The sequence below is a fragment of the Dyadobacter sp. CECT 9275 genome, from assembly GCF_907164905.1.
Taxonomy (GTDB): Bacteria; Bacteroidota; Bacteroidia; order Cytophagales; family Spirosomataceae; genus Dyadobacter; species Dyadobacter helix.
In genome coordinates this window covers 2,275,199-2,289,639 of the sequence record NZ_CAJRAF010000002.1, presented here as the reverse complement: position 1 = coordinate 2,289,639, position 14,441 = coordinate 2,275,199, and the positions used below count along the sequence as shown (strand labels likewise).

The 14,441-nt window shown below is 46.4% G+C and carries 10 protein-coding genes; all 10 read left to right on the top strand.

Going from position 1 to position 14,441, the window contains the following annotated elements:
- Positions 1 to 34: 34 nt before the first annotated feature.
- The 10 genes from KOE27_RS17315 (at position 35) to KOE27_RS17270 (ending at position 14,437) form a co-directional block, all read left to right on the top strand.
- A complete protein-coding gene (locus KOE27_RS17315; RefSeq protein WP_406566858.1) occupies positions 35 to 2,065 on the top strand; it encodes an FAD-dependent oxidoreductase in 2,031 nt (676 codons plus the stop codon).
- Between the two features lie 22 nt (positions 2,066 to 2,087).
- Positions 2,088 to 3,740, top strand: coding sequence for an FAD-dependent oxidoreductase (locus KOE27_RS17310; protein ID WP_215240091.1), 1,653 nt, complete (start codon positions 2,088 to 2,090; stop codon positions 3,738 to 3,740).
- Between the two features lie 115 nt (positions 3,741 to 3,855).
- Complete coding sequence (locus KOE27_RS17305; RefSeq protein WP_215240090.1) at positions 3,856 to 4,329, top strand: lipocalin-like domain-containing protein; 474 nt, start codon at positions 3,856 to 3,858, stop codon at positions 4,327 to 4,329.
- Between the two features lie 134 nt (positions 4,330 to 4,463).
- Positions 4,464 to 5,705 (top strand): MFS transporter, encoded by a 1,242-nt coding sequence (locus tag KOE27_RS17300; RefSeq protein ID WP_215240089.1) that lies wholly within the window; start codon positions 4,464 to 4,466, stop codon positions 5,703 to 5,705.
- A 160-nt stretch (positions 5,706 to 5,865) separates the two neighbouring features.
- Entirely contained in the window at positions 5,866 to 6,384 is a 519-nt protein-coding gene (locus KOE27_RS17295; protein ID WP_229252810.1) for a gluconate 2-dehydrogenase subunit 3 family protein, read from the top strand.
- Positions 6,385 to 6,433: 49 nt separating this feature from the next.
- Positions 6,434 to 8,146, top strand: a complete 1,713-nt coding sequence (locus tag KOE27_RS17290; protein WP_215240088.1) for a GMC oxidoreductase — start codon at positions 6,434 to 6,436, stop codon at positions 8,144 to 8,146.
- 157 nt (positions 8,147 to 8,303) lie between these two features.
- Positions 8,304 to 8,900: a class I SAM-dependent methyltransferase gene (locus KOE27_RS17285; RefSeq protein WP_215240087.1), complete on the top strand. Its 597-nt coding sequence runs from the start codon at positions 8,304 to 8,306 to the stop codon at positions 8,898 to 8,900.
- Positions 8,901 to 9,220: 320 nt separating this feature from the next.
- Positions 9,221 to 9,898, top strand: a complete 678-nt coding sequence (locus tag KOE27_RS17280) for an RNA polymerase sigma-70 factor (protein WP_215240086.1) — start codon at positions 9,221 to 9,223, stop codon at positions 9,896 to 9,898.
- A gap of 34 nt (positions 9,899 to 9,932) precedes the next feature.
- A complete protein-coding gene (locus KOE27_RS17275) occupies positions 9,933 to 10,943 on the top strand; it encodes a FecR family protein (protein WP_215240085.1) in 1,011 nt (336 codons plus the stop codon).
- A 20-nt stretch (positions 10,944 to 10,963) separates the two neighbouring features.
- Positions 10,964 to 14,437: a SusC/RagA family TonB-linked outer membrane protein gene (locus KOE27_RS17270; RefSeq protein ID WP_215240084.1), complete on the top strand. Its 3,474-nt coding sequence runs from the start codon at positions 10,964 to 10,966 to the stop codon at positions 14,435 to 14,437.
- Positions 14,438 to 14,441 lie beyond the last annotated feature (4 nt).

Genomic DNA, 14,441 nt, shown 5'->3' with positions numbered 1-14,441 from the left:
AGTTAAAATCTTTTATTATTTAAAACAGGACAACATGACAGGAAATAGGATTGGAAAAATATGGATCTACCCGTTGGCATTGGTAATGCTTTGTGTGCTTCCTGCAAACAGGCCGTCTGTTAAAGCAGACCAAAAAAGCAAGGTGGATATCTGTGTTTACGGAGGAACAGCAGCCGGTGTAATTGCGGCATATACAGCCAAAAAAATGGGCAAAACCGTCATGCTCATCGAACCCGGGATACACCTGGGGGGAATGACGTCGGGAGGATTGGGACAAACCGATATTGGGAACAAATATGCTATTTCAGGAGTGGCACTGGACTTTTATCGACGTATCGGAAAACATTACGGCAAATTTGAGCAGTGGATTTTCGAACCGCATGTCGCAAAAAAGTATCTTCAGCAATATCTGGATGAGGCGGGGATCAAGGTAACTTACAACCGCAGAATTGTGTCGGCAGTCAAAAACGGTACGGATATTAAATCGATCGTCCTTGAAAACAGCCAGTCGCCCGACGCTGCTACCAATTTGACGGTGGAAGCGGCCATGTTTATTGACTGTACCTACGAGGGTGATCTTATGGCCCGCGCCAAGGTATCCTACGCCGTAGGGAGGGAAGCCAATGCTGATTATAACGAAACCATCAATGGCGTTCAACTGATGAAAGGGCATCAGTTTCCGGATGGTATCGACCCTTATAAAATTCCCGGCAAGCCCGAAAGCGGACTTTTGTGGGGAATTTCCGCTGAAAAACTATTGCCGAACGGTACCGGCGACGGAAAGGCGCAGGCCTACAATTACAGGATTTGCCTGACTTCGGACCCAAGAAACCAGATACCCATTTCCCGTCCGGAAGGCTATGACCCTGCCAGGTATGAACTGCTGGTGAGGCTGATGAACAAGCAGCCCGAAAGAAAAACGCTGTCCGACTATTTTATATGGAGCCGAATGCCCAACAATAAAACGGATATCAACAACCGGAACGGATTTTCTACCGATATGATCGGGATGAATTACGAATATCCCGATGGAGATTATGCCACCCGCGCCCGCATCATTAAGGACCATGAAGTATATACCAAAGGACTTTTATATTTTGTAGGCCACGACCCCCGGGTACCCGAGGAGTTGCGAAACGAAATGTTAAAGTGGGGATATCCCAAAGATGAATATACCGATACCGGCAACTGGTCTCCGCAATTATACATTCGTGAAGCCAGGAGGATGATCGGCAGCTACGTCATGACCCAGGCAAACTGTGTTGGAAAGGAGCCGGTCAACGATGGGGTAGGGATGGCTGCTTATACCATGGATTCGCACAATGTGCAAAGGCTTGTTGTCAACGGTATGGTTAAAAATGAAGGCAATGTGGAGGTAGGCGGTTTCAGTCCTTATCCGATTTCTTACCGGTCCATCATACCTCAGGGAAAAGAATGTGGCAATCTGCTCGTGCCGGTTTGTCTTTCAGCTACGCATATTGCCTATGGATCCATCCGCATGGAACCGGTTTTTATGGTACTGGCCCAGTCTGCCGCCACAGCAGCCGCGATAGCAATTGACGCCAGAGTGAAAGTACAGCAGGTGGATGTGCTCAAACTGAAGGAGAAGTTAAAAACAAATCCGCTTGCCGACGGATCGGTACAGCAGATTCTGGTAGACAACGAGGACTCTCAAAATGTAATGGTTACCGGTAACTGGACCAAAAGACGTGGCGGTTACGGGCCTTCCATGCTGGCTTCCGATACTACGAAAAGTGCATTACAAACAGTACGGTTTTCGCCGGTTGTTGACAAAGCCGGGAAGTATTCGGCCTATATTTATTTTTCAAAACTACCCGGACTATCGGCGCAAATCCCGCTTGTGGTTTCCGATGGTGGTAAGGAAAAACCTGTCACCATTAAAACCTCCGATGTTGAGGTGGTGGGTCAGACCTCCGGTGAATGGGTTTTTATTGGTACTTATGATATTCCAAAAGGACAAAAAGCTTATGTAGAACTGTCAAATAAAGGTGCCAACGGCCTTGTATTTGCTGATGCCGTCATGTTGGTTCCGGCATCCAATTAATTTATCCAAATCTTAAAATCAAATGAAACAAATTTTTTCATGTTTATTGCTGGCCTTTGCAGTTTGTTGGCAGATACCCGGTACGGCGGCCATTAAAGACAGTTATGACGCTGATGTAATAATTTACGGAGGAACCAGCGCTGCGGTTACAGCGGCGGTACAGGTGGCCAGGCAAGGTAAAACGGTACTGGTTGTTTCACCGGACAAACATCTTGGCGGACTTTCTTCCGGCGGCCTTGGGTTCACCGATACCGGCAATAAATCGGTGATCGGAGGTCTGGCACGTGATTTCTATCACCGGGTTTACATGGAGTATGACAAGCCGGAAGCATGGAAGTGGCAGAAAAAGGAAGAGTATGGCAACAAGGGGCAGGGCACCCCGGCCATGGACGGTAAGGAGCGCACCATGTGGATTTTTGAGCCTCATGTAGCAGAAAAGGTTTTTGAAGATTTCGTGAAGGAAAATAACATAAAAGTATACCGGAACGAATGGCTTAACCGGGCCAAAGGAGTGGTGAAAAAAAATGGCAGAATTGTTTCGATCAAAACACTTTCGGGGAAGGTATTCAGCGGGAAAATGTTCATTGATGCAACCTATGAGGGCGACCTGATGGCTGCCGCAGGAGTGAAATACCACGTAGGACGTGAAGCAAACAGTGTTTACGGGGAGCTATGGAACGGGATTCAGCCTGAGGTTTTTCAGCATGGACATCATTTTAAAAAGAATATCAGTCCTTATAAAAAAGAAGGCGATCCGAAAAGTGGTTTGCTTCCTTATGTTTCTGCCGAAAAAATTGGTAAAAAAGGAGAAGGGGATAATAAAATTCAGGCCTACTGTTTCCGGATGTGTCTGTCGGCGAATCCTGACAACCGCATTCCATTTCCAAAACCGGAAGGGTACGATGCGGCCAAGTACGAGCTCCTCGCCAGAGTTTACAAAGCGGGCTGGACTGAAACTTTTGACAAGTACGATCCGATACCAAACAAAAAAACGGATACCAACAACCATGGCCCTTTCAGCACCGACTTCATTGGACAGAATTATGACTACCCCGACGCAACTTATGAACGGCGGAAGCAAATCATCAAAGAGCATGAGTTATATCAGAAAGGGTTGATGTACTTTCTTTCCAATGATCCTGCTGTGCCAGCAGATGTGCAGACGGAGATGAGAAAATGGGGATTGCCCAAGGACGAATTTAAGGATAACGGAGGCTGGCCTCATCAGATTTATGTGAGAGAAGCCAGGCGGATGATTGGCCAGCATGTGATGACAGAAGGTGAAACACTTGGAAAACAGGCGATAACCAAGTCGGTCGGAATGGGGTCTTATTCGCTGGACGCTCACAATGCCCAGCGTTACGTTAAAGCCGACGGATATGTACAGAATGAGGGAGATATAGGGGTGCATCCCAAAACGCCTTACAGCATTTCGTACGAGTCGCTGACGCCTAAAAAAGCCGAATGTCAGAACTTGCTGGTACCGGTTTGTTTGTCCAGTTCACATATCGCTTATGGTTCCATCAGGATGGAGCCTGTATTTATGATACTGGGGCAAAGCGCCGCTTCCGCTGCCGTGCAGGCTATTGATGCCAAAACCGCCGTGCAGGATATTGATTATGAAAAGCTGAAAACTCAGTTGCTCAAGGATAAGCAGAAACTGGTATTTGAATAATTTTGTAACCGTTAAATCGGTTGTGATACCGTTCAATAGGATGTGATTTTTTTTAAAAGATACCGGATCTAATTTCGTGGCGAAATAAATTTTTTAACACCGTAAAAATTAAGCCATGAAAAAAGTAAGAAGTTTTACAAGAGTTCCGGTATTGTTTATCCTGATCGCCGCTGCTGTTTTTTCCTGCAAAAAGGATTCAGACAAAGATCCCGTACCGACGTCAAAAGGAGTTGAAGGTAGCTGGAAAATGACAGCCATGAACATAACTCCTGCGTATGAAGGGATAACGGATATGCTCAAGTTTTATTCTGAATTCTTCGGAAACGATTGTCTGTACCGGGTCACGATCATCATGAAACCGGATGGTACTGTGGGCGGAACTGTGCCGTCCGATTGCAGCGATGAAGGCACCGATATTTTTGGAGAGCCGTCGAAATGGAAAGTGGTTGGAAATAAAATTCAACTGATAGACGGCAGTACCGTTGACGAATATGATCTTGAGGTGAACGGCAGCGAGATGAAATGGTCTTACGAAGAAATTACAGATGGGAAAACCTACAAGACAACGATTGTTCTTAAGAAAGTCTGATTTAAAACGGAATCTGGAGGTAATTGTCCTGGTTTCGATAGTAACATTTTTTTGAATTAACTGTACAATAGCCGGACATATGTCCGGCTATTTGCATAATATTGTACTCATTCCTGAAAACCCATTGATATTAAATGAAAACCCAAACCTTAACACGTTCAAATTCATCTCATTTATTTAGTGCCCCTGTTATTGTTGCAGCCCTCGGTTACTTTGTTGACATTTACGATCTGCTGCTTTTTGGCATCGTCCGGATACCCAGTCTTGTTTCCCTAGGCCTTTCAGAAGCCGACATTTCACTTGTAGGCGCCAGTATTCTCAATTGGCAAATGACCGGGCTGTTGCTCGGGGGAATTTTGTGGGGTGTTTTAGGAGACAAAAAAGGACGATTGTCTGTACTATTCGGCTCCATTATTACCTATTCCCTGGCAAACATTGCCTGCGGATTTGTCCAGGACCCGTTTACTTATAAAATCCTGCGTTTTGTTGCAGGGATAGGTCTTGCGGGTGAGTTAGGCGCGGGTATCACGCTGGTATCCGAAATACTCCCCAAGCATCTTCGTGCCATTGGTACTTCCCTGGTGGCGGGTATCGGTCTCCTGGGCGCAGTGGTGGCCTATTTTACCGTTGAGTTTTTCGACTGGCGGTATGCCTATTTCATTGGCGGAGGGCTGGGTATTTCCCTGCTGCTGTTAAGGATAGGGGTATTTGAATCGGGCATTTTTAAAGATGTCAAGAATCAAAAGCATATTGAAAAGGGAAATTTTTTCGCGCTTTTTAATAACAAAGACAGGCTGGCACGTTATCTGAAGTGTATTGGGATAGGCCTGCCCACCTGGTTTGTAATCGGGATTCTGGCGACTTTCAGTAACGAATTCGGAAAGGCGCTGGGCATTGCGGAGCCGATCAAACCCGGGTTATCCATCATGTGGTGTTATGTAGGATTGTCCATGGGAGATTTGTGCAGTGGGTTTTTGAGCCACTGGCTTGAATCCCGGAAGCGGGCGGTATTTTACCTGATGGTATTTACGTTGATATTCAGCGTCATTTATTTATACGGAGGTATTGGCAAAGCATCCCATTTGTATACCATTGCAGGCTTTTTAGGATTTGGGATCGGCTACTGGGCTATGTTTGTGACCATCGGCGCCGAACAGTTTGGTACCAATCTGAGAGCAACGGCGGCCACCACCATTCCCAATATGGTGAGAGGTACTGTGGTATTGATGACAACATTATTTGCATCCTTTAAGGAATCGTTTTCGGTCATCAATTCGGGAGCGATGGTTGGAGTACTGTGTTTTTTTATTGGTATTTTTTGTATCCTCACTGTCCCCGAAACGCATGGGAGGGATCTGGATTTTCTGGAAGAATAGTTGTAAGGTATTTATTTCGGTATCGATGTGTCCTGGTTTTTCCAGAATCTTTGCGGAGAAACGCACCGGTTTCTCTTTAACAAAGCAATGACGATTAGGATTGTTTGCTTAAGAGTTGGTACATTAGTATAAACAATTATTCACTTTTTTAAGATAAGAAATGCAGAGACGGGTAGCGCTGAAAAATATGGCCCTCACGATGGGAGCCTTGGCCAGTTTGTCATCCTGGGCGTCGGGGTGGAATAAATCGGGTATCAGAGGTGGTGTGTTACTGGCAGCAGACCAGTCGGAGGTATTGATGGCGGTTGTTGAAGGGATTATACCTAAAACGGATACCCCGGGAGCTGGTGAGCTGGGGGTACATAAGTTTGTGGAGAAAATGGTAAAAGATTGCTACGACAAAAATGTGCAGGATAATTTTGTCAGCGGGATCAGTAAAATAGACACTGCCAGTACCAAGGCTTACGGAAAGCCTTTTGCGGGCATAACTCAAAGCCAGAAACTGGAGTTGCTGGGCAACTTGCAAAAAAGCAATGATGCCGACGAAAAGGCCTTTTTTGGTTTGGTCAAAAATCTGACCATCCAGGGGTATATGAATTCGGAATATGTGATGACCAATATCACCCATTATGAAATGGTTCCTGCACGTTACCATGGCTGTGTGCCAGTGAAAAAATAAAATAGAGGAAAATGGCCTGGCGGCCTTCTTCCTCCTTCTTCCCGATTTTATGGCGAACTTTAATATTGACAGTAAAAAAGCCCGCACCTATGACGCCATTGTGATTGGGTCAGGGATTAGCGGTGGCTGGTCGGCGAAGGAGCTGACCGAAAAAGGAATGAAAACATTACTCCTTGAAAGGGGCCGTGATGTACAGCATATAAAGGATTATCCTACCACCAACATGATGCCCTGGGAATTTGAACACCGGGAGCGTCTGCCCAAGGAAATCACCGATGCCAATCCCATTGCCAGCCGGTGTTATAATTTCAAAGAGTCGTCGGCACATTTTTTTGCGAAGGATAACGAACATCCCTATATTCAGGAAAAGCCGTTCGACTGGCTCCGGGGATATCAGGTAGGGGGCAAATCGTTACTTTGGGCACGTCAGACTCAGCGCTGGAGCAAGTATGATTTCGAGGGCCCTGCCCGTGATAAGTTTGCAGTGGAATGGCCGATTGGTTATGACGACATAGCGCCCTGGTATAGTCATGTGGAAAAATTTGCGGGTATTACCGGCAATAAAGATGGGCTGGATACACTGCCGGATGGAGAGTTCCTGAAACCCCACGACCTGAACTGCGTTGAGAAGTATTTTAAGGAACAGGTATCTAAACAATATAAAGACAGGCATATCATCATTGGACGGGCAGCCCATATTACCGATCCGCAGCAGATACACCTGGACCAGGGCAGGGCTCAATGCCAGCATCGTACAATGTGTGAAAGGGGGTGCCCTTTTGGAGGGTACTTTAGCAGCAACGCATCAACCATACCCTGGGCTCTGAAAACAGGTAACCTCACACTCCGGCCTCATTCCGTGGTGCATTCGGTGATCTATGATGATAAGCAACAAAAAGTTACTGGTGTGCGGGTAATAGATGCAAACACGAAACAGATGATGGAATTTTATGCAAGAGTTATTTTTGTAAATGCCTCTGCGCTTAATACAAACCTGATTTTGTTAAATTCCATATCTTCACGCTTTCCCGATGGTCTGGGAAATGACAGTGGTGTTTTAGGTAAATATATCGCTTTTCATAACTACCGGGCCAGTGTTTCCGGTGAATATGAAGGGTTTCTGGACTCTACTACCGACGGCCGCAGGCCTAACAGTGGGTATATACCGCGTTTCAGGAATGTTTACAAGCAGGAAACGGACTTTCTGAGGGGATATGCGGCGGGTTTTGCTGCTAACCGTATGACTTATAACGATAGGAATGGTTTGGGAGAATCGCTCAAGGCAGGGCTGTTAAAAACCAATTATGGCAACTGGAGTGTGGGCTCGCACATGATGGGAGAAACCATACCCAAGGAGAGTAACTACGTGGCTTTGGACAAAACTGCCAAAGATCCTTTTGGTATGCCTATGCTCAGAATCTCGGTAGACTATGACGACAACGACGAAAAAATGATCAAAGATTATATGGATCAGGTTTCAGAAATGTTTACCAATGCTGGTTTTAAAAATGTGCGGACGCATGACGGACACCGTAACCCGGGCAACGACATTCATGAGATGGGAGGGGTAAGAATGGGGAAAGATCCTAAAACCTCCATGCTTAATAAATGGAGCCAGCTGCATGCTGCAAAAAATGTATTTGTTACGGATGGTGCCGGTATGACCTCGACCTCTACTCAAAATCCATCACTTACCTATATGGCGTTTTCGGCCAGAGCGGCCAATCATGCCGTGAAAGAATTGAAAGCGAAGAATTTATAAATATCCAATGTATGTAATCTGTACGTCACGGCTCCGGGCCGTGACGTTTTTTTTTGAAAGCCCCTTCAAATTTTTCCTTGAATAGAGAGGTGTCATTGAGGCGGCTCAGTATATTTAATGGAAGTACAGCATATTGTGATCTAACGCCTGAATGAAAATGGATCAATCCAACGGATACGAGTACCACGCAGAAACATTTATTCGCTGCCGCTCTAAGGGAACCAATGGAGTCGGCGCAGCATCCGTCCGGCGCTGGGGAAAGGTGTTGCCTCCAAAAGCAACCGTCCTGGATTTAGGTTGCGGTACGGGCGACCCTGTTTCAAGGGCATTACAAGATGAAGGTTTGGCTCTGTATGGGATTGATGCGTCGCCTTCGATGATTCAGCTTTTCAGGCAGAACTTTCCAAATGCTCCTGCCGCCTGTGAAGCCGCAGAAGATTCCTCATTTTTCAATCGGCAGTTCGATGCCATCATCGCCTGGGGGCTGTTATTCCTTTTACCTGAAAAGAAGCAGGAAATTGTGATCCGAAAAATGGCAAACGCCCTTTACACCGAGGGAAAACTGCTGTTCACAGCTCCGTCTCAAAAAATGAAATGGGAAGATGCGATCACAGCGCTGGAATCGATATCGCTTGGAGCACAAAGATATAAAGAGTTGCTGGAAGCGTCAGGACTTTTACTCATAGGGGAATTTGAGGATGAGGGGGGGAATCATTATTATCATTCGGTTAGGCCTGCATTAGCCCAAGCATAGCCTTTATTCCATTTCCTCAAACGATTAATTTTTTGCATATACATTTCATTACTTATTTTTCCCGCGAGGGTGCCATCAGCGCTGGCCTTATCCCGTGTATTTGTACTTATCTCGTATGGATTCTCTGGTCCGTTATTCCTGTTATTGGCAGTATGGACCATCCATATACTGAGTTAAATAGGACTAGTTGTAGTATTTATTCGGTTACACATGTACTTCTCACATTAATATAACAAAAAAAAGTTTTAATTTTTATCAACCAGGATAAGGGAAACTAAGTCCAAAAAAGTCTTCTAATTATTACATAACAAAAAGACTTTATGATTGATCCTTTGCTCACCGGAGAAAACCAAACGACAAGTCCGTTTTTGTTATCCACCGAAGCGCAGCATCTGCCTTCACAGGAAGGAGATTCTGCTTTTTTTATAAGGGCAACCTTTGAGCAGGATCCGGGCAAAGGGCTGGAACTCCTCTTCCGCAGGTTTTATAATCCGTTATGTAGTCATGCGGTAAGGTTTGTCTATTCAAGGCAGATTGCGGAGGATTTGGTAAGTGAAGTATTCTTTCAGTTTTACAGGACCAAAGCCTATGAAAATATAACCAGTTCCTACACCAGTTATTTATTCAGAGCGGTCCGGAACGAATGTTATACGTATATGAGGAGAGAGTTCAATCGGACGGACACGCTCGAACCGTCTGAAGAAAGCAATCTGTCCAGTTCCGGCCAGCAGCCGGATGCGGAGATACATTACAATAATCTGTTTATCAGGGTGAACGAAGCGATTGGTCAGCTTCCGGCACAGTGCCAGCGGGTGTTCCTGATGAGCCGCTTCGAGAATAAAAAGTACCATGAGATTGCTGACGAGCTTAGGATATCTCCCAAAACGGTGGAAGTGCACGTTTCCAAAGCACTGAAACATTTGCGTATAGTGCTGAGCGGAGAGTGGCTGTTATCCTGTCTGCTGACGCTGTTGGGTACGCTCAGGTTTATATCATAATCCTTTCAAACAGCCAGGCCGGAACCAGTAAATTATGAGAACTCCACTATCGAAACATACGCTGTTTGAGTATTTGTCGGGACGAGCAAATCCTCTGGAAAAAAGAATGACCGAAGATTGGCTCAGAGATCCTGAAAACAAAGAGCTATTTTATCAATGGCTGATGGAATGGGAGACCATGGCTCCTCAGTTTGTCCCGGATCAGGAAGTGGCCGTCAAAAATCTTTTGGAACGCATAAGGGACGAAGGGCCATTTATATATCCAGAGATCTTGCCGCCGGTACAGGATGCTGAGGAAAAAAAACGGGGGAAACTGTTCAGGAGATTCTTTTGGGCCGCGGCCGTTGTTCTTTTAATGGCTGGAAGTGGCTGGTGGTACCAGGATACGCTGATGTACCGCACCTATACAACAGCTTTTGGCAAAACAACCAATATTTATCTGGAAGATGGCAGCAGGGTAGTACTCAATTCCAATTCCAGCCTGAAAGTGCCACGGTTGGGCTTTTATGGAGCTGTGAGAAAGGTTTTTTTGGCAGGAGAGGCTGAATTTACAGTAAGCCATACGGTAGATGACCAGCACTTTATTGTGAAAACGTCGGATAAGTTTCAGGTTGAAGTGCTCGGTACGCAGTTTTCTGTTTTTGCCAGGCCACGAGGTACGCAGGTGGCTTTAAAAACGGGCAGTGTCAGGATTGATTATGAGCAAAATGCGCTGCGGAAAAATCTGATGATGAAACCCGGTGATCTGGCCATTCTGGACCATTCCGGAGGGGTGCAATTGGAAAAACAACCCGACCCCAAAACTTTTGCTGCCTGGAAAGAACAACGATATGTATTTAACGGAACGCCCATCAGTGAAATTTCTGCTATGGTGGAGGAAAACTTTGGTATGAAAGTGCGGGCGGACCCTGACGTTTACGGTAGGAAAATAACCGGTAATTTTAAAACCGAAAATGCGGAAGATCTCCTGAAAACCATTTCGGAAGTGCTTGACCTGAAGGTACACCACCTTACGGAGGATTCAATTTATATATCTAATTACTAACTTACCTAATACATCTGAACATGCAAATAAAACTATCTGCCAGGCAATGGGTGGGGATAGGCCTCGTATTGATGATACAATCGTCAGAAGCCGTTTATTCACAGACCGTTGCATATGCCGCCATGACGGTCCGGCAATCCACGCCACGGATTCAGGAAATGAAACTTAAGAATGTCCTGCTTGATTTACAGCGTCATTATGGCGTGGAGATCGTTTTTGAGGATAGGCTTGTCGGGTCCATCAATGTGGCCTCAGGCATACTGAATCTGAATATGCCGCTTGAAAAGAACCTGGATATATTACTTAAACAGAGTGGACTTAAGTATAAAAAAACACGCAGAAACACCTTTGTAATTACTGAAAACAAAGTAAAGGCATCGTCCGTAATTGAAGAAAGCACTGTTGAGCCAACCGTGCCGCCGGCGGAAAATGTTTTTACAGAAAACAATCAGCCGCCTGTTACTGTTACTACGCTTGCAGCGGATAAAACGGTCAGAGGGAAAGTATCCGACGAGGCTGGTGTTGGTTTGCCCGGAGTCAGTGTTGTTTTAAAGGGTACTCAGAGAGGTACATCCACAGGAGCAGATGGTGATTTTTCGCTGGAGATTCCGGAAACCACCGGTACTCAGGCCACTTTAGTGTTCAGTTTTGTAGGGTACAAATCAAAGGAAATCGCAATTGGGAATCAGACGTCTCTTAATGTTATCCTTGCCCCGGATGAAAACGCTTTGGAGGAAATTGTAGTAGTAGGGTATGGAACGGTAAGAAAGTCGGATCTGACCGGTGCTGTAGGTACCGTAAAGGGTGAAGTTTTACAGGAACGTCCGGCATCGTCACTGAACCAGGGTCTTTCGGGCCGTATTGCTGGTGTGAACGTATCTTCCAATTCTGGTCGGCCGGGCGGTCGGGCCAACATCCGGATTCGCGGAGCCAGCTCCATCAGCGTTTCCAACAACCCACTGTATGTGATTGACGGAGTGATTCTGAATGCAGTTGATCTTGCCAACGGAAGTACGCCGATCGACTACCTCAATCCGAATGACATTGCGTCGATCGAGGTACTTAAAGACGCGTCGTCCACAGCCATTTATGGGGCGCGGGGCGCCAATGGTGTGATCCTGGTTTCGACCAAACGCGGAAGTTCCGGGGGTGGCAGGGTAACTTACGATTCGGATTTCAGCATCGGTGTAGCACCCAGAAAATTAGCCGTGCTGAATTCAAAAGAGTTCCTGGCTGTAGAAGATCTCATTTATGCAAATGCGGCCAAGTATGACCCTGTTGGCTGGGCAACCGGAACGAAGTATACCGATCCCAAGCTGAAACGGACTAACCCATTGTTGTTTGACTCGGCCGGCAATCCGCTTTATGATACCGACTGGCAGGACCAAGCATTTCAGAAGGCCTTCACGCAAAACCACCAGCTGGGCCTCACGGGAGGCAGTGAAAAAGGAAGTTATGGAGCGTTTCTGAATTACCGCAACGAAAACGGTATCGTTGTAGAGTCATGGCAGAAGAGGTTTTCCGGGCGTTTTGTCTTTGACAGCCAGATCAAGAGCTGGTTGAAAGTAGGTGGTACCCTTGGTTATACGGATCAGAACGAGAAGCAGATCGATCAGCTTGGTGGCGGTGGTATCACTGCAATGCGCCAGGTGCTGGAAGCACTTCCGATCATACCAGTTAAATATCCCGACGGGAAATGGGCGAGTAACCGGGATTATCCCGGTATGGAAGGTGGGGACAGTCCGCTCCGTGTAAGTGCCGAACGCCTCTCTTTTCTGAGAACCCAGACCATGCTCGGCAATATGTATGCTTCCATCAAACTGAACAAAGACCTTGAATTCAGATCGACCATCGGAACGAACGTTATCAATCAGCGCAACGATTATTTCGCTGCGGCAGGCTTGCAATACATTTCCAATAACGGAGATGCATCCGTAGCGAGCAGTCGATTCAACTCCTGGCAATTTGAAAATTACCTGACTTACAACAAGGAATTTGGCAAAATACATTCTGTGAATGCGATGCTGGGTTTGTCGTGGCAGCACGTGGATCGTTTTGACAATACTGCCAGAAGCCAGAATTTTACAGATACCTATTTTCAGTTCAACAACCTGGGTGCCGGTGCTACCGCACTTGCTCCGTCATCCAGCGCTTCCGCTTATGGACTTAATTCGTACTTTGCCCGCGTAAATTATGGCCTGCTTAATAAGTATCTGGTCACCTTCACGGGCCGTATTGATGGTTCTTCCAAATTTGGTACTGCCAACCAGTACGCATTCTTCCCATCTGCGGCAGTTGCCTGGCGCGTAACGGAGGAAGAATTTATGAAAAATATTCCTGCCGTTTCGAACCTGAAAATACGTGCGAGCTACGGTGCCACGGGTAACTCCGAAATTCCCGCTTACCGGGCACTTGCGGGTATGTCTAACTACGACGTCATTTTTGGCGGAACGAGGAACATCGGTATCGGGGTAGGGCGTATGTCCAACTCAAACCTTCAGTGGGAGAAAACACACCAGGTGGATTTTGGAGTCGAACTGGGCGTACTGTCCAACAGGCTGAGCTTTGAGCTCGATCTGTATCGACGGAAAGTGAACGAGATGCTTCTGGATGCACCCTTGCCTTTAAGCAGCGGATATACGAGCATTTTCAGTAACGTGGGAAGTATGGAAAACAAAGGTGTAGAATTCGCGGTGAACTCCACCAACCTGAAACTGGATGACTTCTCCTGGAGCACGACATTCAATATCTCTGTAAACAAAAATAAGGTGCTTGCACTTTCGGGTGGAAGCGACCTGTTCTCTGGTGCGACGGTCATCAGGGTGGGTGAGCCGGTAGGATCATTCTTTGGCCGTGTGCATGAGGGAACGTGGTCAACCGCAGAGGCGGAAATGGCGAAGAAATACAATATGCTCCCCGGCGACGTGAAATACAAAGACCTTAACAATGATGGTACCATCAACGATAATGACAGAACGGTCATAGGTAATGGGATCCCGAAAGGTTTTGGTACACTGCTGAACACATTCCAGTTCAAAGGCCTTTCGCTGACCGTCGATCTGCAATTTATGTATGGAAACGACGTGCTCGACCGCAGTATCCACTCTGCTGAGGACAGGCAGGGTATCGCCAACAGTTACAAAACTGTGCTCAATGCCTGGACGGAAACTAACCAGAATACCCCGATTGCTCAGATACGTCCCATCAATGCTTATTATACAACCAACAACGACAGCCACAAGGTTACCGATGCATCTTTTATCAGAGGACGTAACCTGCTGCTTGCCTATACATTTCCTACTTCCGTGGTGTCGAGGATGAAACTTGAACGTTTGCGTGTCTACGGCTCTGTGCAGAACTTCTTTGTGGCAACCAAATACAAAGGTTATGACCCGGAAGTCTCTAACTCAGGATCTCCTTTTGATCAGGGCTTCGGCTTGTACGACTATCCAAAACCAAGGATATTCATGCTCGGACTCAACATCGGACTATAACTGG